The following is a 25,005-nucleotide window of genomic DNA, read 5'->3' as shown; positions in this document are numbered from 1 at the left end:
TATGTTCTTTTAGGTAGAGTATTTCTGTAAAAACTTCATCCCAAACAAAAATTCTTTTTTCTTCAATATATATTTCCTTATCATCTTCAATCCTTATCAGGATACTCGAATCATCATCTGAAGGCTTCCCTGTTTTTGAAGGCTTCCCTGTTTTTCGTACAGTTTAAAAATCAATTATTTTTAGCTTATGAAGAAAAGCAGATTCACGGAAGCACAGATTGTGTCCATGCTCCACCAGTACGATTCGGGAATGAAGGTCACCGACATCTGTCGTGACAAGGGTATCACCACGGCCACCTTTTACAGTTGGAAGCGCAAGTACGGTGGTATGGACGCCCAACAGCTCAAGGAGCTCAAGTCTTTGCAGGAAGAAAACAGGAGACTCAAGGCGATGTACGCAGACCTGAGCCTTGACCATAGGATTTTAAAGGACATCATCGAAAAAAAGCTTTGAGGCCTTGCGGGCGCAGGGAACTGGCGGAAGGCATCGTAAAGGAAGAGGGGCTGAGCATTTCACGTGCTTGTACGATAGTATGCCTTTGCCGTTCGATGTGGTACTATCGGAGCCGTCGTGACGATACGCAGGTCATCGACAAGTTGACGGAACTTGCAGAGGCCAAGCCGAACCGGGGCTTCGACTGGCTCTATAACCGCATGCGCAAGCAAGGCCATAAATGGAACCGTAAACGTGTACTGAGGGTCTACCGGTTCTTGGGCATGCAACTAAGGAGAAAGACCAAGAAGCGATTGCCCAAGCGGATAAAGGAGCCGCTGGAGGTACCCGATGCCCCAAGGGAGGTATGGAGCGCGGACTTCATGTCCGACAGCCTGATAACGGGAAGGAACTTCAGGGTGTTCAACCTGATGGACGATTTCAACCGTGAGGCACTTTGTATGAAAGGAAACTTCTCCATGCCCGGAATAAGGGTGGTGGAGTACCTAAGGGAGGCCATAGAGATCCATGGCAAGCCCTTGGCCATAAGAGTGGACAACGGCCCCGAATTCCTATCCAGAGTCTTTGTCAACTATTGCGAAGTGGAGGATATCGAGATAAAATACATACAACCGGGCAAGCCGAGCCAGAACGGTTTTATCGAAAGGTTCAACCGGACATATCGCGAAGATGTACTCGATGCCCATTTGTTCAGGGACATCGAGGAAGTAAATATGGAAACGGAACGCTTCAGGGAGGAATACAATCGGTTCCATCCCCATAAGTCTCTGGGAAGAAGCAGCCCGAAAGAATTTTTAGAGGTTTTTCAAAGGGGCATGCCCCTTTGAAAAAACATTTTGTTTAATTTAACCGCTGTACGAAAAAGGGTAAGTCTTCAGGTGCAGCATATCCTACTCCATTATTTCCCAATTCATAAGCATCCTGAAAGTGGGCGTTAATGTTTGTTGAAATCAACCCAAGAAGTGTATTTTTAATTGTTGTATCGGACCAGTAAGTCCCTGTTGTGAGCATTAGTGCTTGAAGTTCAACCACTGCTGCATTATATATGCTTGGGAAATAAACATTTAAATATTGTTTTGTAGTCCAATGAGCGGGAACTCCAATACATGAATTTTTAATAAATATGTTTCTGTCAATTATTGTACCATCAGAATGAACTTCCGCAAATCTAACTCCAAGTCCGCCAATATTAGCCTGATATGAATCTCCAATTTGTTTAAAATTGTTGGTGCCACATAAAAATTCAATCTGAGCATTAATCGGTATCAACATATCATCCTCAGGACAATCGCCATCACCTTTACCGCTAAGCAATCTACCGCTTTTCTCTATTGATCCATCGGTGCCGTATGTGCCAAAGCTACCAACACCAACCTCTACAGAGCAGCCGCAATACGAAGATCCCGGCGGGTAATCAACCCATGACCAAATGGTGCTGCTACTGGTACCTCCAGAACTACCCGCAGTACCACCCCCTGAGCCTGCCCCCCCCACTACCGGAAGTTCCAGAACCACTGTTGCCTTGAGAACTGTTCTCAGAATTGACATCAACATCTTTAAAATCTGGACAGGGTGTGGGATTCCCATTTTTGGATGCTACGTCATAGCCGTCAAAAAAATCGACTAATTGATATACGCTCATCTTACCTACAAATTTTCGCTCATTACTCGATACATAGGCGATTCTGTCTTCGAAGCTATTGAAAGAATATTTTATGACGTACGGTTCGACATCATCACCAGAAACTCTTTTGGCCGCTATAAGGTTGTACATATCGGTAGGTGCAAAACTTTCACTGAATAACCGAAAAGAATAGGTGACGTTACCGAGAGAATCGGTAACCGCTAAGACACGGGTATCATCTATGTACAATTTGCTATCACCCTTTGAGGTTGATGACCACGTCACCGACTTTTTGTTTGAGACAGCACTGATGTCGCCGACAATTCTTGGTATTTCTGCCACATCCACTAAATCAATCCTGATTTTGGTCTGGGTCGCATTGTCATCAACAACCAACTCTGAAATACTTTCATTGTCACAGCCCTGAAAAAGTAAGAGAATTAAGAAAAAAGTAAATAGAAGTTTTGAGGTTTTCATAATATAAAAAGAGGTTTGGAATTAACTATTGTTCAAGATAATATCCTTTAAGGAAATTTCGCTGCACAAAAACCTAGAAAATTCTGTGGTTTTCCCGCAATTTTGTACTCAGGGGCATATTTGAATAGGTACTCAAGCATTCATTTTCTACCTTTGCGAACAATTGTAAATACGCATGCCTAAACAACTTTTTCAAGGGTTTTGGCCCGTAGTGGCCAGGCTTATCCTTAGAAATAGAATACTTATTCTGTTCGCCATTTCAGCGGTAACCGTACTACTGGGGCTGCAGTGGAAAAACATGCGTTTCTCGAATACCGAGGCCAACATTCTGCCCGACGACCACGAGGCCACCATTAAATACAGTGCTTTTGTAGATCTTTTTGGGGAAGAAGACAATGCCATTGTCATGGCCGTTCGTGACAGCCTTTTGTTTACTCCTGAAAACTTCAACCGCTGGAACAAGCTCAGCAAGCAACTGGCGGCATTTCCTGAAGTGTCTATGGTGGTTTCGACCGACAACCTGCAACAGTTGGTCAAAGACAATCAAAAACAGGAATTCGTATTGGAACCGCTCATTGAGGGCACCATACAGAACCAAGCTGAAATCGACAGCCTAAAGGCACTCTTATTCGAAAAATTGCCCTTTTACGAAAATCTGCTCTTCAACAAAGAAACACAGACTATTAGAACCATCCTTTATCTCGATAAAGACATTTTGAACACCAATGTGCGAAACGACTTTATCTTGAACGATCTTCAAAGCATTGTTGAGAATTTTGAAGAAGAGACAGGGCTCGATGTTCGGGTATCGGGCATGCCCTATATCCGCACTTGGAATGCCAAGACCATCATCGATGAAATTGGAAAGTTCATTCTCGCGGCACTCTTGGTGACCTCGATCATCTTTTTCTTTTTCTTCAGAAGTTTTCGCGCTACCTTGATATCGATGTGTGTCGTCATCATTGGGGTCATGTGGGCATTCGGCTTTTTGGGCCTCTTCAAGTACGAGATTACCATACTAACGGCTCTTATTCCGCCCCTGATCATTGTAATCGGTATTCCCAATTGCATTTTCTTGATCAACAAATACCAACAAGAGGTAAAAAAACATGGCAACCAGGCCCTATCCTTACAGCGGGTAATCTCAAAGATCGGCAACGCCACCTTGATGACCAATGTCACCACTGCTTCAGGCTTCGCCACCTTTATCATATTGGACAGTGACCTGTTGAAAGAGTTTGGCATTGTGGCCTCGATCAATATCATCTGCATCTTCATTTTATCGCTGCTGATCATACCGATCATCTACAGCTTCATGCCATTGCCCAAGACTAAACATCTAAAGCATTTGAACAAGAAATGGGTCGATATTTTTGTAGGTTGGATGGAACGGATGGTACGCAACAACCGTATTGCCGTATACATTGTCTCGATAATCGCACTGGTACTGAGCATCATCGGCATCTATCAGATCGAAATAACAGGCAGCCGCGTTGAAGACCTGCCCAAAAACACACATTTCTTTAAGGATATCAGGTTCTTCGAAGAAGAATTTGATGGCATTATGCCGGTAGAGATAGTGGTAGACACTGAGCGAAAAAAAGGTGTGATGAAGCCCGCCACCCTTAGAAGAATGGACGACCTAAGCAACGAGATAACAGACATACCCGAATTGTCACCACCTGTATCGGTTGTGAACTTGGTGAAGTATTCAAAACAGGCTTTTTACAATGGTATCCCAAAGTACTACCAGTTGCCCACCTCACAAGAGAGCTCGTTTATAATGGATGTGGCCCGAAAATCTTCGGAAAACAGCAATCTGTTACAAAGCTTTGTTGACAGTACGGGCCAAATTGCTCGGATGACCACCTTTATGCGGGATGTGAAAACAGACCGAATGGAAGAAATTGAAGAAGACCTGTTGAAGTCCATCGACAAGATCTTTCCAAGTGAACGGTTCAACGTTTACATGACCGGCAAAGCGCTGCTTTTTCTCAAGGGAACTAAATACTTGGTCAAAAACCTATTGCTTTCATTGGCCTTGGCCATTGGGCTCATCTCGCTTTTCATGGCGTATCTTTTCCGATCGTTTCGAATGATTGTCATCTCCCTGGTGCCCAATTTGTTGCCGTTGGTAATTACGGCCGGACTCATGGGCTTTCTTGGGGTGCCCATAAAACCTTCGACCATCCTTGTCTTCAGCATTGCCTTTGGCATTTCTGTTGACGACACCATCCATTTTTTGGCAAAGTACCGCCAAGAACTCACGGCCAATCGATGGCAGATCAAAAAGTCGGTGTATGCGGCCCTTCGTGAAACCGGCATCAGCATGTTCTATACCTCAATTGTGCTCTTCTTCGGTTTCTCGGTATTTATCATTTCCGATTTTGGCGGTACCGTTGCACTGGGAGCATTGGTATCGGCCACCCTTATGTTCGCCATGTTGGCCAATCTTATTTTGCTTCCGTCGTTGTTATTGTCCCTCGAAAAAAGTATCGCCAACAAAAAAGTGTTCAAAAAACCCCAGATCGATATTCTGCCAAAGGAAGAAGAGGCTACAAAATAGCCCACTTATCAGTTGAATTGTATCGCTCTGAATAGGCATCTTCTTGGCAAAAAACTATCTTTGCCCCTTTAAACAAAAGCGCCAAATGAAGTCATTTTCGATCAAAGATCTTTTGCAAGAATCGCCACTAGGTGAAAAAGTCGAGGTAAACGGCTGGGTAAAGACTTTTCGAAGCAATCGGTTCATCGCGTTGAACGATGGTTCCACCCTTCGAAATATACAATGTGTCGTTGATTTTGAGCAATTCGATGAGCAGCTTTTAAAACAGATCAACACGGGGGCTGCCCTTAAGACATCTGGTACACTTGTTGAAAGCCAAGGCCGTGGCCAAGATGTAGAGATACAAGTCGAAGATATTTTTGTACATGGCACGGCCCACCCAGAAGAATACCCCATACAGCCCAAAAAGCACTCCCTTGAATTCTTAAGGGAAAAAGCCCACCTGAGGGTCCGAACGAATACCTTTTCGGCCGTGATGCGGGTTCGGTCGGCATTGGCATTTGCCATCCATTCGTATTTTCAACAGCATGGGTTTTATTATATGCACACCCCCATCATTACCGGGTCTGATGCCGAAGGGGCAGGTGAAATGTTCAGGGTTACCACAATGGACCCCGAAAACCCGCCCAAGGATGAAAAGGGCCATATAGATTATTCGAAGGATTTCTTCGGAAAGGAAACCAATCTGACCGTTTCAGGCCAGTTGGAAGCCGAGACCTACGCGATGGGTCTTGGCAAGGTATATACCTTTGGCCCCACTTTCAGAGCCGAGAACTCAAATACCTCTCGTCATTTGGCAGAATTTTGGATGATCGAGCCCGAAATGGCCTTCTACGAGCTCAAAGAAAATATGGACCTGGCCGAGGATTTTGTCAAATGGATCACGCGGTATGTTCTCGACAATTGTACGGAAGACTTGCAATTTCTTGAAAAACGCCTGCTCGACGAGGAAAAATCGAAGCCACAGCACCAACGAAGCGAAATGCCGCTGGTCGAAAAGCTTCAATTCGTGGTCAACAACGAATTTAAGAGAATCACCTATACCGAGGCCATTGACATTCTAAAAAACAGCAAACCCAACAAAAAGAAGAAGTTCGAATATCCAATTGAAGAATGGGGGGCCGATCTACAGAGCGAGCACGAACGTTTTTTGGTGGAAAAATATTTTAAGAGCCCAGTAATACTTTACGATTATCCGGCCAAAATAAAGGCATTCTATATGCGCCTGAACGATGATGAAAAAACGGTTCGGGCCATGGATGTGCTTTTCCCCGGAATCGGTGAAATTATAGGTGGTTCGCAACGGGAAGAACGTCTTGAGGTCTTGCAACAAAAAATAAAGGAATTCAACATCGATGAAAAAGAACTTTGGTGGTACTTGGACCTTCGCCGCTTCGGCACGGCGGTACATAGCGGGTTTGGCCTAGGTTTTGAACGCATGGTGCAGTTTGTGACCGGTATGGGAAACATAAGGGACGTAATACCCTACCCCAGAACCCCACAAAATGCCGAATTCTAAATTGAATTCTTTAACTTTATAGAAAGGGCTTTTTCGAGCAATGCTGAAACAACACCTACAATTCAAATTATCGCAAAAACTTTCTCCACAACAAATTCAGTTGATGAAGTTGATCCAATTGCCGACCCAGGCATTTGAACAACGTCTAAAACAAGAATTGGAAGAAAATCCTGCCCTTGAAAGTGGTAAGGCCGAAAGTGAGTCACTTGATGAAGATTATGGAGAGGTTTATGATGAATCTTCTGATAACGAAAGTATCGCTGCCGACGAAATCAACATCGATGATTATCTAAGTGATGATGAAACCCCAGATTACAGGACACAGATAAGCAATTACAGTGCTGACGACGATGACAAAAAAGTGCCCTATGCCGCTGGAATTTCGTTCAACCAATATTTGATAAACCAGCTCAATACCATAAACCTAGATGATGAAGAGCGCGCCATTGCCGAGTTTTTAGTGGGTAGCGTAGACGAAAGTGGCTATATACGAAGACCTTTGAGTGATATCGTAGATGATTTGGCATTTACCCAGAATATCTATGTTGATGAGGAAAAGGTCAAAAAAGTACTCAAAACCGTACAAGAATTGGATCCCCCGGGTATTGGGGCCCGTTCCCTTGATGAATGCCTGATCATTCAACTGAAAAGAAAGCCGAGCAGCCCCTCAATAGACTTGGCCATTGCCATACTTGAGAAGTCGTTTGACCACTTCACCAAAAAACATTACGACAAACTACTGCAAAAGCACCATATTTCTGAAGAAGAGTTGAAAGCGGCCATTGGCGAGATTGAAAAGTTAAACCCAAAACCGGGTGGTGCCTACTCGGGCAACAACCGTATCGTTGAGCACATCGTGCCCGATTTCTCGATTCGAATTGTGGATGGAGAACTGGAACTATCACTGAACGGACGAAACGCACCAGAACTACATGTTTCAAAAGAGTACACTAATATGCTCGAAGGCTATAAAAACGCCAAAGAGAAGTCGAAAGACCAAAAAGATACCGTACTCTTTATCAAACAAAAGCTCGATGCGGCCAAATGGTTCATCGATGCCATAAAACAGCGCCAGCAGACACTCTACATGACGATGAAGGCCATCATGGACTATCAGAAAGAATATTTTTTGACCGGCGATGAGCGCAAGCTAAAGCCCATGATCCTCAAAGATATTGCCGATCGGATCAATATGGATGTCTCAACGGTTTCAAGGGTGGCCAATAGCAAATATGTTGATACACCCTATGGCACCAAGCTTATAAAGGACTACTTCTCTGAGGCCATGAAGAACGAGCAGGGCGAAGATGTCTCGACCAAAGAGATCAAAAAAATATTGGAAACCGTCATTCGTGATGAGGACAAGAAAAAACCGCTGACCGATGACAGTTTGGCAAAAATCTTAAAAGAAAAAGGATACCCCATAGCACGCCGAACGGTAGCAAAATATCGTGAGCAGATGGATATACCCGTGGCCAGGCTTCGAAAAAAAATATAATGGGGAGGTTTCTGCACGCCATATCCTATATTTTTCATCCCCTGTTGGCCCCTATCGCCGGTACCTTGGCCTATTTCTCAGTGGCTCCCACCTATATTTCACTTGAGCAGCAAAGCGGAAATATTCTGCCCATTTTTATCCTTACGGTCATCATTCCGATCATTTTTTTTTTCATCCTAAAAAACATTGGGGTGGTACACTCCGTTTTTGCGGTTACCACAAAAGAGCGTAGCTATGCGCTATTTATAAACATTGCCCTTTTTCTGATGATAGTGCTCAAGGTAATTCCGCAAAACTATATCAACGAGCTCTATTTCTTTTTCGTAGGCCTCATTGCCGGGCACGTGGCTGCCCTACTGTTGATTTTTCTCAAGTTCAAGGCCAGTATACATATGCTGGGCATGTCAAGCCTGCTGCTCTATCTGATTGGACTTAGCATCCATTTTGAGATAAATCTTACCCTTGCCCTGGGCTTGCTTGTGCTGCTTACGGGAATAGTTGCCACCTCGCGCCTTTACATGAAGGCACACAATTGGGTAGAATTGGCAATGGGGTTTGTCATAGGCGGTTTTTCACAGCTCTTGACCCTGAAGTTTTGGTTATAGAATGTAAAAGATCAGCCCCACCTTGAGCGGCCTTAATTCTATAGGGGTGTCATTGTCTAAAAACACATTGTCCTTCAAGAGTGAATTTAGCCCATAGTAGATGTTGATATTCCAGGTATTGTAGCCAAACCGTAAAAAGGCACCATACTGTAGATCCTGCAAATCGTCGTTGCGAAAACGGTCAGAACCCGATTCGTTGACCCGCCGATAACTTTTCGCAAAAATGTACGATACTTTGACCCCGCCATAAACACGCCAGAACTTATAGGTCACATCCGTTGAGGTTCGCCAACGAAATTCCAACGGCACCTCAAGGGCATGTGTCTCCAATTTGCTTCTTTTAAAATCTTGCAAATCGGCTATCGAATAGCTGATATCATCGCCCTCTTTGGCAGCAACCATATTGGTATAGTATGAACTGACCGAGTAACCTGCCCCCAGACCGAACCCAACATTTCTCCTTTTGTTCAGGGGGATATCCCTTATGAAACCAGCCTGCAGGCTATACGAGAGCCCCCTTTGCACCACATCTTTCGGTTTTTCAACCAAAAAATTGTACCCAACCCCCACATAGAATTGGTCTTCCAAATATTTGGTTCCGGCATACTCACTTTCAGGATAAACCTGCGCACGAGCCACAAGGCCAAAAATTGTTGCAAAAACCAGAAGAAGGCATCTTTTCATATAGCTCGCACACATATTAGGATTAGGGCACCTCAAATTAAGCAATTGAAGTCTTTTGGCCTCACTGCAAACCAATAAATTTAGTTCTTATGAACAGGCCCCTCCAGAGTGGCATAATTTACTTTTAGCAGATTTATCTTGCTCAGCTCTTCTTTGATATCTTGAACGAGCCCTACATTTGCCTTTTTGTCTATTTTCAGGGAGACGATTACCTTATTTCTAATATCGTTTGGCTTTTTAGATAGTTCTGTGAGCACAAAAGGGGCCACCTCTTCAATTTTGGCCAATCGGTCATTCAATTGTATCGCCGGCTGGTCACCGTACAGTTTTGACAACTCTTTTGAGGGCCTGCCCACCAGAATCTCGATAATGAGCTCTTCGTTTTCTATAAGACCCACTTCTTCTGCAATTGGCAATTCATTGGCGACCAAAAGGGTATCAGTCTTGATAGTGGTGACCGTCATAAAAAAGAACAACAGTATAAATACGATGTCGGGCAACGAGGCTGTTGAAATTGCAGCCGGCCGGTTCTTGGTACTTCTATCGATTCTCATGGTTGATTGCTTTCGTTTAATTTTAGTGATGCTTCCGATATTTTTAAGGGATACATCTTTCGTATCTCCATTATTTTTAGCTTCAATTTCTTCTTAAGGGAAACTGCTGTTTCAGGGCTGTTGTATTTCTCCTCCATTTCTGTGTAGGCCACACCATACAGGCGAAGCGATTCACGGTTTCTAAGTTGGTTGTAGGCGGCTGTCAGTTCGTTCTGAACAGAGACGTAAACGCCGTATTCTGCCTCTCTATCAGATTGCAGCGAGATAACCGCTTTTAGGGGATTATCAGATGAATCTGGATTTCGACTGCCTTGGCAGTATGCACAATGACCTTCACTTTCAAGAGGTGCGCCACCATTGTCCAAAAAGGATATCACGGTTTTTTTCAATTCACTTATTGGAAGCACATTCTTCCCTACCATCAATTGGTTGTTCTTGTTAAGGCGAACCCTGAGGATGTTACGCTCTTTAATATGTGGTGGCGGAGTGTTTAAATCTGGTGGTAATTTACGCTGAATCCCAACATTGGTTTCAATACTGGTGGTCACCAAAAAGAAAATCAACAATAAAAATGCAATATCGGCCATTGAGCCCGCATTCACTTCGGGTACTTGTCTGTCTTTTGCCATAATTTAATGTTTAGTTGGACTTGTAGTACCAACCACAACAACTATTCCAAAAAAGTATAGAAAAGATGGTGTACGATGAGTTTCTATAAGTAGAAAATATACATCCGATATGCTTTTTGAATTGTTTATTCTGACAAAACCCTGTTCACGATACATCCTAACGTTTAAAGTCGGGACACTCGAATTGACAAATTTTTATAAAAACGCACAATGCGTAGAGTATACATAAAAAAACGCCCCAATAAGCTTGGGGCGTTCTTAAACCGGGGGTAAGAGATTGTTACCTATCCCTAGTTTAGATTGTTGAAGGCATTGCCCTCATAGGTGGTATAGTTTACCTTGAGCGCGTTGACCTTTCTCAATTCTTGTTTGATGTCTGAGATAAGACCCATATTGGCATCTTTATCGACCTTTAGGGCTGTAGTCAGTACATTCTGCAGCTCTTGGGGCTTTTTTGCCCTTTCGGCCAAAATATACGCCCCAACTTCGCCAACATCGGCAAACTTATCGTTCAGCTGTATTTTTGGCTCGGTGCCAAAAACCTTCTGGTATTCTTTGATGGGTTTGCCCACGTATATATAAATGACCCTATCTTTCTTTTCAAGCTTTTTCACCTCACTGGCATTGGGCAAGGTATTCTGTACCAACAACGAACTATCTTTCATTGTGGTTACCGTCATAAAGAAAAACAAAAGCATGAAAACGATGTCAGGTAGCGATGCCGTTGATACCGCAGGTAAATCTCCATCTTTCTTTTTAGCAAACTTTGCCATAATATCTTTTGTTTTTATTTAGTTAGCCGTTGAGGTTTCCGCTTCTGAAAGTTTCTGCGGGAACATATCTTGAATACGTTTCACCTTGTCTTTCAGATCCTCCCTGATGCTCGAAGGTGTCTCAGGATTCAGATATTCAGCTTCCATCTCGGTGAAATCCCTACCGAACAAACGCTGGGCCTCACGGTTTCTTAAATCATTGTATGCACCCACCAATTCGTTTTGAACAGTTATATAGGTGGAATACTTGGTCTCTCTATCATTCTTCAAGGAGATAATCGCCTTAGTGGGATTATCGGACGATGATGGGTCTTTTCTTCCTTTACAATAAGTGCAGGTTCCATCAGCATTGTTATCCAAGAAAGCCTTGGCGGCCTCTCTCAAATCTTTAATATCCATCAACTGATCTTCGACCAAAAGTTGCCCGTTCTTGTTGATGTTGACCGTGAAGATATTCTTCTGCTTGATGATAACATCGGTATCAGGCGGCTCAATTGGCGGCAGCATTCTATCAAGTCCTGCATCTGTTTCAATGGTGGTGGTCACCAAGAAAAAGATCAGCAGCAAGAATGCAATATCGGCCATAGATCCTGCATTTACTTCAGGTGCTCCTTTTCTTCTAGGCATAATCTTATTTTTTATCTACCGGTAAACATTTTCTTTAGACCTGGTATCACCATCAAAGCGACAGCGATTGCAGTCAATATAAAGAATACGTTAAGCCCCATACCAATGGTTTTGACCGTACTCTCTGTAGTTTCAACACCCCTATCGGCCATGGCACTCACAACTGCCGCATTATCAGATGAAAGTCCATATGATATCGCCACAATTACTGCTAATCCGGCCAAGGCGAAAAGTGTTTTTTTCAAGCTGGCAGGATTACTAAAAAGTTTTTTGAGGCCAAAAAACAGGCTGAAAATCACAGCTATCGCCAACAGCAGGTACATAATCCAGAACATTAAGTTCAATGGCGTACTGTTGATGGCATTGGGATCATCACCATCAGGCATGGAAAACCACAGAACTGCAGCTACCAGGCCGATTATGATGAGTACTATTCTAACAATTTTGTTCATATCATGTATGATTTATTCGGTTGGGTATTATTTTTTGTGTGCTGCCAACATATCGATCAATGCAATTGACGAATCTTCCATGTCGTTTACAATACTGTCAATTTTAGCAATGATGTAGTTGTAAAAGATTTGAAGGATAATGGCCGTGATCAAACCGAATACCGTGGTCAATAACGCCACTTGGATATCACCCGCAATCAACGATGCACTCAAGTTACCCACCGCAGCAATTTTCTGGAAGGCCTGGATCATACCGATTACCGTACCCATGAACCCAAGCATGGGCGCAATGGCGATAAAGAGTGACAACCATGAAACATTTTTCTCTAACTGGCCCATTTGAACACCGCCATAGGCAACAACCGCTTTTTCAGCAGACTCAAGTCCTTCGCCAGCGCGGTCCAACCCTTGGTAATAGATAGAGGCAACGGGGCCTTTTGTGTTTCGACAAACTTCTTTGGCTGCCTCAACGCCTCCTGACGCCAGTGCATCCTCGACTTCTTGTCTCAATTTGGCGGAATTGGTGCTTGCCAGATTCAGATATATAATTCTTTCGATAGCAACGGCCAATCCCAATATCAAACACAGAAGAACGATTCCCATGAAGGCAGGACCCCCTTGAATAAATTGTTCTTTCAGTACTTGTGTGAAACCTTTGCTGGCCTCAGCGGCAGCTTCATCTTGTATTAAGGCAGCAGATGCCGTTGTAGTTCCCAAGATAAACATTCCGGCAGTAGCCAGAGTAAAGGATATTTTTTTCATTTTCTCAAACTTAAATTTAGTTAGTTAATAATGTTTAAAGATATAAAATTTTTGTTACCAAAAAATAAAGAACCCAGCAGAGAGGAAGGGATTCGAACCCTCGATCCGCCGTTAAGCGGATACACACTTTCCAGGCGTGCGCCTTCGACCACTCGGCCACCTCTCTATTTACCATAGTTAGGCCGAACAATAAACAAAAAAAATGGCATTAAACGAAATTTTTGAAGCGTTAATTTCAGTTCATTTCCCCTCTTAGAGTCGCTTCGAATTTTGATTTGAAGTCATCATCAGAGTAGCCATTGCCCAAAAGCCACATGGCTTTGGCAACCGCCGCTTCGGTGGTAATATCTTTACCGTTAACTAGTTCTAGTTGCTTTAGGCTTCTACTGGTTTCATATTGGCCCATGGCCACACTGCCCCCTGAGCATTGGGTTACATTTATAATATGCAAGCCCCGCTCAATGGCTTTTTTCAGTTCATCAAGAAACCAATCGTCTGTAGGTGCGTTGCCTGCACCATACGTTTCCAACACAAGCGCACGAATATTTGGCGCATTCAAAACCGCCTTCAAGAAGTCTTGGCCCATACCTGGAAACAATTTTAGTATGCCGACACTGGCATCCATGCTTTTTAACACTCTAAAGGGTTTTTGCCCACCATTGGCCTTCATTAACTGCGCATGGTTGACCTTAAGATGAACGCCCGACTCGGCCAAGGGCGGATAGTTCATCGAGGCAAAGGCCTCGAAATGTTCAGCATTCAATTTGGTGGTTCTATTGGCACGGTACAGTTTATACTCGAAATATAGGCACACCTCTTGCACCACGGGTTGCCCATTTTCTTGCAAGGAAGCAATTTGTATTGAAGTGATCAGGTTTTCTTTTGCGTCGGTACGCAAATCGCCAATGGGCAATTGCGAACCTGTAAAGATCACGGGCTTCGCCAAATTCTCTAACATAAAGCTAAGTGCGGCCCCTGAGTAACTCATGGTATCACTGCCATGCAATACCACAAAACCGTCATAGGCCTGATAGTTTTCTTCAATCAAGGTGGCAATGGACCCCCAATGGTGGAGGTTCATATTGGAAGAATCGATGGGTTCCTCAAATGAAACACCGTCGATTTGGCAATCCAACTGGTTCAACTCTGGAATGTTGGCCATAAGGTCATCAAAGTCAAATGCCCTCAAGGCCCCGGTTTCATAATCTTTCACCATGCCAATGGTGCCCCCGGTGTAGATCAACAAAATATTGGTCGTATCGCCCATGATGCTATGTTAGATACCGAAAACCTCTTTTGAGTTGTCGGTGGTGATATTTGCAATATGTTTCTGTGACACACCGTACAGGGTGGCCAGTTTTTCGAGCACAAGCTTTAGGTAAGCACTTTCGTTACGTTTACCGCGATAGGGCACTGGCGAAAGGTAGGGCGCATCGGTCTCTAAAACGATATGGCGCAAATCTATTTGGTTCAAAAATTGGTCAATCTTTCCATTTTTGAAGGTGACGACCCCTCCAATACCCAACTTCATATTATAGTCCAGTGCCTTGTTGGCCTGCTCAAGGGTGCCTGTAAAGCAATGGAAGATTCCCCGAAGGACCTCATCTTTTTCTTCCTCCAATATCTCAAAAATCTCATCGAACGACTCCCTGCAATGTATCACAATGGGCAGCTTATTCTTTTTGGCCAGTCGAATCTGTTGCCTAAAGGCTTCTTGCTGCTGCTTAAAAAAAGTCTTGTCCCAATAAAGGTCTATGCCTATCTCCCCTATGGCATAGAAAGTATGCTGCGACAACATCCTTTCAACATGCTCGAGCTCTTCTTTATAATTTTCCTTCACATGGGTGGGATGTAGCCCCGTCATTAAAAAAACATTCTCTGGATAGGCGGCTTCCAAATCCAACATGGCCTGGGTATAGGTTGAGTCTATGGCCGGCACAAAAAAACGCTTTACCCCTGCTTGCATGGCCCGCGACATCATTTCTTTTCTATCTTCGTCAAAAGCCTCGCTGTAAAGATGTGTATGGGTATCGGTTAAAACCATACCGCAAAAATAGACTTATCTGAAACAAATGAAATCACTCAAGAAATTTCTTCAAAAAAAAGATTACATCCAGGTGCCCCTGGTTCTTACCGACACCAACCATTTTGAACTTTCGGCCAAGATAAATGGCATTTTCGGTCGTTTTATTTTGGATACCGGAGCCTCAAACACCTGCATCGGCGTCGATAAGCTGGAGTTTTTCAAGATGGCCTCTGAAGAATCGGAAGTCAAGGCGGCAGGGGCCGGTGCCGTAGATATGGAAACCTTGGTCTCGACAAAGAACCACATCGAAATCGGGAAATGGAAAACCAAGAAACAAAAGATCGTAGTCTTTGACCTCTCGCATGTAAACCAAGCGTTGACGAATCAAAATGCACAACCTGTCGAAGGTATCATTGGTGCCGATATCTTGAAAAAGGCGAAGGCCATAATAGATTACAAGAAAAAAAGGCTCTATCTAAAAACAAAATAGTTTCCCACTTATAAACAAAAAAACCTGCAAAACGTAATTGTCCTGCAGGTCTCTATCGTCAGAAGCGGTCTGTTTTACAACTCTAGTGCTTTCTTTACATCACCATCCATCAATAGTTCTTCAGGACTTTCCAAGGCTTCTTTTACGGCCACCAAGAAACCGACCGACTCTCTTCCGTCAATTATTCTATGGTCGTAAGAAAGGGCCACATACATTATGGGGGCAATGGCAATGGCTCCATCCCTGACAATCGGCCGCTCAACAATATTGTGCATGCCCAAGATTCCACTTTGGGGCGGGTTAATGATAGGGGTCGACAACATGGAGCCGAAGACACCGCCATTAGAAATGGTGAAGGTGCCGCCTGTCATTTCATCAACCGTAATCTGCCCGTCACGGGCCCGTATTGCCAATCGTTTTACCTCAGCCTCAATACCCCTGAAGGTAAGGTTCTCAGCATTACGGATTACGGGCACCATCAAGCCCTTGGGACCAGAGACCGCAATACTGATGTCGCAGAAGTCATAGGTGACCATCTCTTTGCCATCGATCATTGAGTTCACTGCAGGATACATTTGAAGTGCGCGAATCACCGCTTTGGTGAAGAACGACATAAAGCCGAGGCTCACCCCGTGTTTTTCCTTAAACTCTTCTTTATATTTTTTCCTCAACTCAAAGATGGCAGACATATCGACCTCATTAAAAGTGGTCAACATAGCCGTTTCGTTCTTGGCAGCAACCAACCGCTCGGCCACCTTTCTGCGAAGCATCGAAAGTTTTGTGCGGGTCTTTCCTCTATTGCCACCGGCCGGGGTACCCATTGAGGGCACAGCTTTGACGGCATCTTCCTTGGTGATGCGGCCATCGCGGCCGGTACCTTTAACATCTTTTGCTGGAATCCCCTTTTCGTCCAATATTTTTTTGGCCGCTGGGGAAGGGGTTCCTGATGCGTAGGTCTCTTTATTGGCTGTTTCTTTCTTTTCCTCCGCCGCTTTCGATTCCTTTTTTTCCTCAGTTGTTTCAGAAGGCGCCTTTTTTTCAGCCTTCTCTTTTGCGCCGGCGGGTTTTTCGGCACTGGTATCGATCAAACATACCACTTCGCCAACCGCCACGGCGTCGCCCTCTTCGGCCTTGAGGGTTATGATGCCACTTTCTTCAGCGGGAAGCTCAAGGGTGGCCTTGTCAGAATCCACCTCGGCAATTGCCTGGTCTTTTTCAACATAATCACCGTCTTCGACCAACCACTGTGCTATTTCGACCTCTGTTATGGATTCGCCCGGCGAGGGCACTTTCATTTCTAAAACCATATTGCTTTTAGTTTATGCTTTGTTTGTTCTTCGAACCGTATTGTCTTTTGTCTTGTCAAAAACATATTCAATTACCTGTGCATGCCTACGCTGGGATCGTATAGCACTGCCTGCTGCCGGCGCCCCATAAAACCTTCTAGAGCAGACCCGGAAACTTTTTGCCTCTTCAAGGTGCATCAGCAAAAAGCCCCAAGCCCCCATGTTTCGGGGCTCTTCTTGGGCCCACACCACATCATCGGCATTTTTATATTTCTTCATTATGGCCCGCATTTGCTCGGCAGGCAATGGAAACAATTGCTCAAGTCTCACCAAGGCCACATCATCTCGGTCCAGCTCTTCCCGCTTTGCCAACAGGTCGTAATAGAATTTTCCTGTACAGAAGACCAGCATCTTGATTTTGGACACATCGGCCGTTTCATCATCGATCAACATTTGAAAGCTGCCATGGGCCATCTCTTCTTTGGTCGAGACGACCTTCGGATGCCTTAAGAGACTTTTGGGCGTAAAGACCACCAAGGGCTTTCGAAAGTTGGCCTTCATCTGTCTTCGCAACAAATGGAACATATTGGCCGGGGTAGTTACATCGGCGACAAACATATTGTCTTTGGCGCAAAGTTGTAAATAGCGCTCCATACGGGCCGAGGAGTGCTCGGCTCCCTGCCCTTCGTAACCATGCGGCAAAAAGAGCACCAACCCGTTCTGCAGTTTCCACTTGTCTTCCGCAGCCGAAATGTACTGGTCGATCACAATCTGGGCACCGTTGCTGAAGTCGCCGAACTGTGCCTCCCAAATGGTCAGGGTCTTCGGGCTGGCCATGGCATAACCATAATCAAAGCCCATGACACCATACTCTGAAAGGAGTGAGTTGTAGATATGAAAAGTGCCGTTCTGGTTCTTGCCCATTTCGTTCAACAAGACGACCTCTTCTTCGTGCATCTCTGTTTTGATCACCGCATGACGGTGCGAAAAAGTTCCCCTTTCAACATCTTGCCCGGTCATGCGCACATCGTAACCCTCTTCAAGCAATGATGCATAGGCCAACAACTCGCCCATGGCCCAATCGAGCTTATTGTCTTCAAAATACATTTTGTGCCTACTTTCGACCAGTCGGACCAGTTTGCGCAAGAATTTTTTGTCTTCGGGGAGTTTGGTGATGCTTTCGGCCACCTCATCCAACTTTTTCAAATCATAGGAAGTTTCGACCAGGTTTAGCATGGCCTCTTCGGTTACCTGCTTGAAACCTTCCCATTCATCTTGCATGAAGGGGGTAATTCTTGTCTTTTCAACCTTTCTTGAATCGAGTAGATCTTCTTCCAACCGACTTTTGTATTCTTCTTCAAGCTGCTTCGGATACCCCTCATCGATAATGCCCTCAGAAATCAATTTCTCGGCATAAATATCACGTGGGTTCTTGTGTTTTGAAATCGCCTTGTACAATACCGGCTGTGTAAACTTGGGCTCATCGCCCTCGTTGTGTCCATATTTTCGGTATCCCAATAAATCCAAGAACACGTCGCACTTATAGCGCATTCGGTATTCGAGGGCAAAGATCGATGCATGTACCACCGCCTCCGCATCATCGGCATTGACGTGCAGCACGGGCGACAAGGTTACCTTTGCAACGTCGGTACAATAGGTCGATGAGCGTGCATCGAGATAGTTGGTGGTAAAACCAATTTGGTTGTTTACCACAATATGTATGGTACCCTCAGTACGGTACCCATCGAGCTGGGCCATTTGAACCACTTCGTACACGACGCCCTGCCCTGCTATGGCCGCATCGCCATGGACCAAAATGGGCAATACCTCTGAGGCGTTTTCTTGGTGCGAACGGTCTTGTTTGGCCCGGGCAATACCTTCTACAACGGCACTGACGGTTTCTAGGTGCGAAGGGTTCGGTGCAATGTTCATATTGATTACCCTACCTGAATCGGTTTCACGCCTAGAGGTCCAGCCCAAGTGGTACTTTACATCACCATCAAATATGGTCTCCTCATAATCTTTACCATCAAATTCACTGAAAATATCCTTTGGTGATTTGCCAAAGATATTGGTGAGTACATTTAGCCGGCCGCGGTGGGCCATGCCCATCACAAATTGTTTTACCCCTGCTTCGGCCGCCTTTTCCATAATAACGTCCAGGGCAGGTATAAGTGATTCGCCACCCTCTAACGAGAAGCGTTTTTGCCCGACGTATTTGGTGTGCAGAAAACTTTCGAACGACACTGCCTCGTTCAATTTTCTGAGGATGTTTTTCTTTTCCTCTGCCGTAAAATTCGGATGGTTGTCATTGACGTTCAGCCAATCTTGTATCCACTGGATGCGTTCGGGCGATCGTATGTACATATATTCCACCCCAATGGCATCGCAATAAATGCGCTCTAGGTGGCTGATAATGTCTTTCAGTTTGCTTGGCCCGAGACCAATTATACTGCCGGCATCAAAAACCGTTTCAAGATCGTTTTCGTTTAGCCCAAAGTTCTCAATATCGAGGGTGGGCGAATATTTGCGCCTTTCACGAACCGGATTTGTTTTGGTGAACAGATGGCCGCGGGAGCGATATCCGTCGATCAGGCGAATGACCTGAAATTCTTTTTGCAACGATAGGGGCACCTCAACCATTTGGCCATTGACCTTGGTCAGGCCGCCGTCTTTTGAGGTGTCGATATCGAGCTCGTCCAACGAACTCTCCAAACCAAAATCGAATCCTTGAAAGAATGCTCGCCAACTGGGTTCAATACTATCAGGATTGGTGAGATATCTGTCGTAAAGCTCAGCAAAAAAAGAGGTGTGCGCCGCGTTTAGAAAGGAATACTTATCCATATTTCTGTTCTACCGAGATATTACGGAAAATTTAGCCAAAAATACAACAAATAAGGCCGATAGCAATACAGCGATGGCCGATAAATTTTCTGCTAAACCAAAAGGGCTCTCCACCGACCTTCCTAAGGTTGGTTTTGCTTCTTGTACCAGACCTTTTCCGCTCAAAGCCTTGCTTGCTGAAAGATTGACAAAATAGTCTACACATAGTTAAAAGTCCATTTTTTTTTAAAATAGAGCCCTTATCAAAACAACTGAAAATCATTTCTTTAACAAAAAATTCATATAAAAACAAAGGTTTTACCGCAATGACGACGCTTTAAAGAACACAAAAAAATTTCTGTAAAAATTTTTAAGTTTTTTCTTTCTTTTTTCAGGTTTTTTTTTTTCAACTTTAACACAATCTTACATTTTGGCGCTAATTCAAATAGTAAGGAAAACACTAATTGTTAACTTTAAATTTTTGGGAAATGAAGAAATCATTTTTTCTAGCAGTTTTTTTCTGCCTATCAGGCATTTTAACAACAAATGCAAAGCCTGACTCAATGGAAGATGGAAGGCTTTGTCACGAAATTGCTTGGCAATTTGCTCTTTACATGCAACAGGAATTCGGGTTATACGGCCATGAAATGGAGTTAATTTATGAAGAAACTTATGATGAATGCGAAACTCAATGGCAATAAAGACTATATTTTTTATTTCGATTCTCCTTTGCTTTCCTACCCTTGCCGAAGGACAGGAAAGCAAAGGCCATGTGGTTTACAGAATGAAATATCAACCGTTTGAAAATAACAATGCACAAAATTTTTCCTTTACCAACAAAAAGGAAAAAATTGTAACAGCCATTTATGAAATTAAAGCTGAACTATTTTTTGATGAACACAGGAGTATATACAAGATAAGGCCCAACCTAGAACTCGAAAATGACTTTTCACATAAAATCGCAAAAATTATTGCTGGTGGTGTATGGTACAAAAACTTGAAGACGAAAAGCAAAATCGAAAGAATAAATTCTATGGGAGAAGAGATAAATGTCATTCGAGATTTTAAAACATACGACTGGCACATTTCAACAGAAGAAAAAATGATAGGAAACTTCAAAACATTTAAAGCCTCTACCTCATTTAAAGAAAAAAATAATTTTACCAAAAAAGATGAAGATTTTGAAATAACCGCATGGTTCTGTCCACAAATATCAGCATCATTTGGTCCCAAAGGAATAGACGGTTTGCCCGGTTTAGTTTTGGAAGCAACCATCAATAATCGAATTACTTTGTTTGCCACTGAAATTGATTTACAAGCTGAATTTGATTTGTCTACTCTTGAAAAACCGAAGGGCGGCATAGATATGACTGAAGAAAAATTTAACAAAATCCGAAAAGAAAGATATAGTAGTAAATATTAAATCAACAGCTTTTGGGAATTATGTGCTTTGGGATATATAGAATCAGGTTAATAATTATTCACTAGCTTAGATAATTCTATATAATAAATGTTTGTCTTGAACCAAACAGCAAGAATTGCCTATATTGTTCTTACCAACTTATTCTTTTCTGTTATATCAATTCATGCACAGAACTCAATTACTTGAGGGCATAATAAATGGCAGCGAAAAAACCGCGCTGCCCAACATCAATATTACTGCATTTCCCAAAACCAAAAAACCACGAATCAACAACCTATTCAACAATATTTTTAAAGGTTTTACAGAAGTGCCCGCCACAAAAACCTTACAGTTTATCCTCTAATAATTTTTAAGATTTTTCTTTCTTTTTTCAGCTTTTTTTTTTCAACTTTAACACAATCTTACATTTTGGCGCTAATTCAAATAGTAAGGAAAACACTGCTTGTTAACTTTAAAATCCAAGGAAAATGAAAAAAGTAATATTGTTTGTTTGTTTTTTGGTTGTCGGTTATTCTTCATATGCAACGGATGATTCTAAAAAATCCAAAACTACCGCTATAGTAAAGACCCAAAGAGAACAATTATCTAGCGACACTTCCAAAATACACAACAGACAACACGTAAATAAGGCCAATTTATTGGTTTTCGATTGTTTTGATTTGGGATACGCAGTTTATAAAGCAGCACTTAACGAAGGTTGGTCTCGTGAAGATGCTTTTGATGCTGGCAACGCAATAATGATGGCCTGTTTGTTCTTCGCGAACCAATAACCCGTAAATAATTCTCTGCCCAAAGGCCAATGCAATATTTAATATGTTTCGAACCTTCTGCTCCTTTGCTATTTTTTTATTCATCACAACTTACACCACACTTACTGCTCAGTCGAGCAGCAACAAATTGTCAGTGGTTTACAAAAAATCTATCAATGCCTCAATCGATACTGCAAATATTGGGAAATACAAAAGCAGTATTTCCAACTTCAACAGATTACTGAAAGACAATGCTGAAGAAGTATCATACAAATTGACCATAAACGGCCATCATTCAATATTCATACCCGCCAAATCATTGGCTTCAGATTATGAGAGCAATAATTTTAGAGAATTATCGACCTCCTTTGGTGGAACAAAAGGTTCTTTCTATATAAACAGAAGAGACTCGATTTACTTTACCAAAAAACACTTTTCAGGACAAGACTTCAGAGTGACACTGAAACCGAAAAAATGGGAAATTTCCAAAGAAACCAAACTTATTTGTGGCTTTAAATGCCAAAAAGCCACCTCAGTGGATAAAATAAAAAATTCAAAAGGTGAATTTGTGTTTGATATTACGGCATGGTTCTGCACCGATTTGCCAAGTTTTTTTGGACCAGCCGGTTATTTTGGTCTACCTGGGCTGATACTCGAATTGGACAATGGAAAAATAAAACTGACGGCCACTAAAATTATGTTCGATGATTCTGGAGATATAATGGTCAAACCATTTAAAAAAGGAATTATGCTTTCAGAACAAGAATATGATAGCATTGTTGAAAAAACCGCGGAGAGTTTTTTTAAAAGGCAATAAAAAAGTTTTATAAAGAACCACTAAACCCTTACAAAAAAAAGCTGGCTGTTAACCTCGAATGCTCTTAAAAATAAAAAAATCTGTTTTTCATGGTATGCTTAATTACTGTGAATTTAACAAATGCCAATCTAAAAAACTTTTCAGATGACTGCGAGGAATTTGCAGCACTAGTCTATGTAGGTTCCATTAACAGAGGAATGGATTGCATAGAAGCATATGATTTGGCTATGTGGGCCAGACAAGATTGTGAAGCTGAAGAAGAGGGAATATATTAAGGCTGTCCAATATGGAAAGCTGTAGATTTCTGCAGCTTTCTTTTATATTTAAAAAATGAAAAGAATCGTCTTTACACTGCTATTTTCAATACATAGTCTTTTTGTATTAAGTCAAAATTTGAATGGAGGAAATGTCATATATAAAGTTGAAAAGACCGATGAAGAATCAGCTTCTGTAGCTTCGCTAATCGATAATTTAGATATCGCTCTTAAGCAATTGGAATATAATCTTCGGTTCAATAAAAAGAAGTCCTTATACTCTATTATAAAATCAGTTTCAGCAGAGAACAACAAATTGATAAAACCTGCAAAAATAATAGCGGGACAAGGAAATTTTTATCACGAATATGGTAAAGAATTTTTATTACAGAGACATTTTTTGGGCGAACTGTATTTGATAAAGTACGATTATGGCCATATTGAATGGAATATTTCTAATGTTAGAGAAAAAAGGGGAGATTTTGAATGTATTAAAGCAATAGGCAAAAGAAAAAATACCGATAATGAAAATAACAAAGGCATTGTAGCATGGTTTTCAAATGACATTTCATATCAAATCGGACCAAAAGATTATTATGGCCTTCCAGGATTGATAGTGGAGGTTCAAGAAAATGGGATAAGATGGTTTGCTACCTCCGTAAAGCTTGAAAATGAGGTAATAATATCCAAACCCTTAAAAGGAATAGAAATCACCAAATCAGAACTCAACAAAATCGCTGAAAAAAAAGCCCGAGAACAGTTCAGGTTGGGCAAAAACAAAAACTGAATCGAATAGTAAATTATAATTTTCAAATTACTTAATGCTGCAAGCGCTTGAATTTAAATTCATCAGGGTATTTAAATATAACTATCTAAATTTATTGATTATGAAGAAATTTATTGGAATTCTAGTATTCATTTTGGCTTTTTCAACCAATATGGATGCAGATGCCAAAAACACTGAAACCAAGGAAATCGCTTTTGAATCTTGTGTCAGTATTGCTCATGAATTGACTAGAGATCGGCCCGACTTATTTGCACTCGCTTATAACTACTGCATCAGACAGAGGTGTGGTTGCGATGCGTGATAAAAATAATTTATAACAACTAAAAATAGGGGAGATTTCTTAATCTTCCCTCTACTTATTTTTTTATGAGGTTATTACAATGTAAATTATTAACAGCCTTTTTTTTCTTCACCATTGGTGGTGCTATATTTGGTCAAAAAACACTTAGTGTTGTTTACACCGTTGAGTCAAGATTTGATTTGGATGAAATGAAACATGCAGAGGCTCAAACAATGGCAGCCAAAGCAGCAGAGGTTATGGCCGACTTTGAATTTCTGTTGTTGATAGACAAAGATGAATCTATTTTTAAACAATCTGAACAATTGGTAAAGGACGATGTTAACCCCATACTGTATGAACTGGCATCAGGCTTTTGTTCTGGACACGAAGTGTGGCATACTAAAACCGGAAACCCAATAAAACGAATTGCTTTGCTGAATTCAAATCCCTCTACAGTGTTGACTTTAGATGAAAAAATACAATGGGAGATATCCAATGAGTCTAAACAAATTGGTAAGTTCAGAGTTCTGAAGGCTACAACCACAAGGAAATTGGGGAGTAGTTATGTTGAAAAAATTGAAGCATGGTTCGCTCCGGAACTGCCATATTCTTTCGGACCCTTGGGTTATGACGGACTCCCTGGTCTAATACTTGAAATGTTTAGAGATAATATTGTCTATAAATTCAAGGAAATAAAAGAAAAGGATGTTACTATCGAGCTACCTAAATGCTCAAAAGAAATGACTTTTGAAAAATATTATGAGATGCTAGAAGCTAATATGGCGGAAATCAAAAAAAGGGGCTAAAAAAACGTTTTTATCATCATAGTTCAAAATTTATAGCTTT

The 25,005-nt window shown here is 42.3% G+C and carries 26 protein-coding genes and 1 tRNA gene; 13 read left to right on the top strand and 14 right to left on the bottom strand.

Annotated features, from left to right (window positions below; translation table 11 throughout):
* Nucleotides 1–187 precede the first annotated feature (187 nt).
* A protein-coding gene (locus tag VC82_RS09380; RefSeq protein WP_157517925.1) for an IS3 family transposase occupies nucleotides 188–1,281 on the top strand; the annotation gives its coding sequence in 2 pieces (ribosomal slippage) (nucleotides 188–449 and nucleotides 449–1,281; 1,095 coding nt in all).
* 13 nt (nucleotides 1,282–1,294) lie between these two features.
* Here the strand turns inward: VC82_RS09380 and VC82_RS15565 are convergent.
* Nucleotides 1,295–2,002 (bottom strand): hypothetical protein, encoded by a 708-nt coding sequence (locus VC82_RS15565; protein ID WP_157518045.1) that lies wholly within the window; start codon nucleotides 2,000–2,002, stop codon nucleotides 1,295–1,297.
* Nucleotides 1,911–2,555, bottom strand: a complete 645-nt coding sequence (locus VC82_RS09370; protein WP_045802150.1) for a hypothetical protein — start codon at nucleotides 2,553–2,555, stop codon at nucleotides 1,911–1,913. Before VC82_RS09370 ends, VC82_RS15565 begins: the two co-directional genes overlap by 92 nt.
* Before the next feature lie 175 nt (nucleotides 2,556–2,730).
* Between VC82_RS09370 and VC82_RS09365 the strand changes: the two genes are divergently transcribed.
* The 4 genes from VC82_RS09365 (at nucleotide 2,731) to VC82_RS09350 (ending at nucleotide 8,743) form a co-directional block, all read left to right on the top strand.
* A complete protein-coding gene (locus VC82_RS09365; RefSeq protein WP_045802149.1) occupies nucleotides 2,731–5,121 on the top strand; it encodes an efflux RND transporter permease subunit in 2,391 nt (796 codons plus the stop codon).
* 85 nt (nucleotides 5,122–5,206) lie between these two features.
* The gene (gene asnS / locus VC82_RS09360; RefSeq protein ID WP_045802148.1) at nucleotides 5,207–6,640 is read left to right on the top strand and encodes an asparagine--tRNA ligase; all 1,434 of its coding nucleotides are present in this window, start codon (nucleotides 5,207–5,209) and stop codon (nucleotides 6,638–6,640) included.
* Nucleotides 6,641–6,680: 40 nt separating this feature from the next.
* A complete protein-coding gene (gene rpoN / locus VC82_RS09355) occupies nucleotides 6,681–8,138 on the top strand; it encodes an RNA polymerase factor sigma-54 (RefSeq protein ID WP_045802147.1) in 1,458 nt (485 codons plus the stop codon).
* Nucleotides 8,138–8,743, top strand: a complete 606-nt coding sequence (locus tag VC82_RS09350) for a hypothetical protein (protein ID WP_045802146.1) — start codon at nucleotides 8,138–8,140, stop codon at nucleotides 8,741–8,743. Before rpoN ends, VC82_RS09350 begins: the two co-directional genes overlap by 1 nt.
* Here VC82_RS09350 and VC82_RS09345 read toward each other — a convergent pair.
* The 10 genes from VC82_RS09345 to VC82_RS09300 form a co-directional block, all read right to left on the bottom strand.
* Nucleotides 8,738–9,427, bottom strand: a complete 690-nt coding sequence (locus VC82_RS09345) for a porin family protein (protein WP_045802145.1) — start codon at nucleotides 9,425–9,427, stop codon at nucleotides 8,738–8,740. The genes VC82_RS09350 and VC82_RS09345 overlap by 6 nt on opposite strands.
* 80 nt (nucleotides 9,428–9,507) lie before the next feature.
* Nucleotides 9,508–9,981 carry an ExbD/TolR family protein gene (locus VC82_RS09340; RefSeq protein ID WP_045802144.1) on the bottom strand — a complete coding sequence of 158 codons (474 nt, stop codon included), beginning with the start codon at nucleotides 9,979–9,981 and terminating at the stop codon, nucleotides 9,508–9,510.
* Nucleotides 9,978–10,610, bottom strand: a complete 633-nt coding sequence (locus VC82_RS09335) for an ExbD/TolR family protein (protein ID WP_045802143.1) — start codon at nucleotides 10,608–10,610, stop codon at nucleotides 9,978–9,980. Before VC82_RS09335 ends, VC82_RS09340 begins: the two co-directional genes overlap by 4 nt.
* 290 nt (nucleotides 10,611–10,900) lie before the next feature.
* A complete protein-coding gene (locus VC82_RS09330) occupies nucleotides 10,901–11,383 on the bottom strand; it encodes an ExbD/TolR family protein (protein ID WP_045802142.1) in 483 nt (160 codons plus the stop codon).
* 18 nt (nucleotides 11,384–11,401) lie between these two features.
* Entirely contained in the window at nucleotides 11,402–12,010 is a 609-nt protein-coding gene (locus VC82_RS09325; protein WP_045802141.1) for an ExbD/TolR family protein, read from the bottom strand.
* Between the two features lie 11 nt (nucleotides 12,011–12,021).
* The gene (locus VC82_RS09320) at nucleotides 12,022–12,462 is read right to left on the bottom strand and encodes a membrane protein (RefSeq protein ID WP_045802140.1); all 441 of its coding nucleotides are present in this window, start codon (nucleotides 12,460–12,462) and stop codon (nucleotides 12,022–12,024) included.
* A gap of 27 nt (nucleotides 12,463–12,489) precedes the next feature.
* Entirely contained in the window at nucleotides 12,490–13,224 is a 735-nt protein-coding gene (locus VC82_RS09315; RefSeq protein ID WP_045802139.1) for a MotA/TolQ/ExbB proton channel family protein, read from the bottom strand.
* 77 nt (nucleotides 13,225–13,301) lie between these two features.
* Nucleotides 13,302–13,390, bottom strand: a tRNA-Ser gene (locus tag VC82_RS09310).
* Nucleotides 13,391–13,459: 69 nt separating this feature from the next.
* Entirely contained in the window at nucleotides 13,460–14,491 is a 1,032-nt protein-coding gene (locus VC82_RS09305) for an asparaginase (protein WP_045802138.1), read from the bottom strand.
* 9 nt (nucleotides 14,492–14,500) lie between these two features.
* Nucleotides 14,501–15,268, bottom strand: coding sequence for a TatD family hydrolase (locus VC82_RS09300; protein ID WP_045802137.1), 768 nt, complete (start codon nucleotides 15,266–15,268; stop codon nucleotides 14,501–14,503).
* A gap of 28 nt (nucleotides 15,269–15,296) precedes the next feature.
* On the opposite strand from VC82_RS09300, the gene VC82_RS09295 reads away from it, so the two are divergent.
* On the top strand, nucleotides 15,297–15,740 hold the full coding sequence (locus VC82_RS09295; RefSeq protein ID WP_045802136.1) for a retropepsin-like aspartic protease: 444 nt from the start codon (nucleotides 15,297–15,299) through the stop codon (nucleotides 15,738–15,740).
* Between the two features lie 74 nt (nucleotides 15,741–15,814).
* On the opposite strand, the gene odhB is transcribed toward VC82_RS09295, so the two are convergent.
* The gene (gene odhB / locus VC82_RS09290; protein WP_045802135.1) at nucleotides 15,815–17,047 is read right to left on the bottom strand and encodes a 2-oxoglutarate dehydrogenase complex dihydrolipoyllysine-residue succinyltransferase; all 1,233 of its coding nucleotides are present in this window, start codon (nucleotides 17,045–17,047) and stop codon (nucleotides 15,815–15,817) included.
* A gap of 12 nt (nucleotides 17,048–17,059) precedes the next feature.
* Nucleotides 17,060–19,870 carry a 2-oxoglutarate dehydrogenase E1 component gene (locus VC82_RS09285; RefSeq protein ID WP_045802134.1) on the bottom strand — a complete coding sequence of 937 codons (2,811 nt, stop codon included), beginning with the start codon at nucleotides 19,868–19,870 and terminating at the stop codon, nucleotides 17,060–17,062.
* A 467-nt stretch (nucleotides 19,871–20,337) separates the two neighbouring features.
* Here VC82_RS09285 and VC82_RS09280 point away from each other — a divergent pair, with 467 nt between their 5' ends.
* The 7 genes from VC82_RS09280 (at nucleotide 20,338) to VC82_RS09240 (ending at nucleotide 24,965) form a co-directional block, all read left to right on the top strand.
* Complete coding sequence (locus tag VC82_RS09280) at nucleotides 20,338–20,550, top strand: hypothetical protein (RefSeq protein WP_045802133.1); 213 nt, start codon at nucleotides 20,338–20,340, stop codon at nucleotides 20,548–20,550.
* The gene (locus VC82_RS09275) at nucleotides 20,529–21,272 is read left to right on the top strand and encodes a GLPGLI family protein (protein ID WP_084598187.1); all 744 of its coding nucleotides are present in this window, start codon (nucleotides 20,529–20,531) and stop codon (nucleotides 21,270–21,272) included. The genes VC82_RS09280 and VC82_RS09275 overlap by 22 nt, the downstream gene beginning before the upstream one ends.
* Nucleotides 21,273–21,739: 467 nt before the next feature.
* Nucleotides 21,740–22,042 carry a hypothetical protein gene (locus tag VC82_RS09265; protein WP_045802130.1) on the top strand — a complete coding sequence of 101 codons (303 nt, stop codon included), beginning with the start codon at nucleotides 21,740–21,742 and terminating at the stop codon, nucleotides 22,040–22,042.
* Nucleotides 22,043–22,085: 43 nt separating this feature from the next.
* Nucleotides 22,086–22,838: a GLPGLI family protein gene (locus VC82_RS09260; protein WP_084598186.1), complete on the top strand. Its 753-nt coding sequence runs from the start codon at nucleotides 22,086–22,088 to the stop codon at nucleotides 22,836–22,838.
* A gap of 330 nt (nucleotides 22,839–23,168) precedes the next feature.
* A complete protein-coding gene (locus tag VC82_RS09250) occupies nucleotides 23,169–23,879 on the top strand; it encodes a GLPGLI family protein (RefSeq protein WP_045802127.1) in 711 nt (236 codons plus the stop codon).
* A 100-nt stretch (nucleotides 23,880–23,979) separates the two neighbouring features.
* Nucleotides 23,980–24,180, top strand: coding sequence for a hypothetical protein (locus tag VC82_RS09245; RefSeq protein ID WP_157518042.1), 201 nt, complete (start codon nucleotides 23,980–23,982; stop codon nucleotides 24,178–24,180).
* A 65-nt stretch (nucleotides 24,181–24,245) separates the two neighbouring features.
* On the top strand, nucleotides 24,246–24,965 hold the full coding sequence (locus VC82_RS09240; RefSeq protein WP_045802125.1) for a GLPGLI family protein: 720 nt from the start codon (nucleotides 24,246–24,248) through the stop codon (nucleotides 24,963–24,965).
* Nucleotides 24,966–25,005: the final 40 nt, after the last annotated feature.

Source organism: Flagellimonas lutaonensis, from assembly GCF_000963865.1.
Lineage (GTDB): Bacteria > Bacteroidota > Bacteroidia > Flavobacteriales > Flavobacteriaceae > Flagellimonas_A > Flagellimonas_A lutaonensis.
The sequence above is the reverse complement of the archived record's forward strand: the minus strand, read 5'-3'. Positions and strand labels throughout refer to the sequence as shown.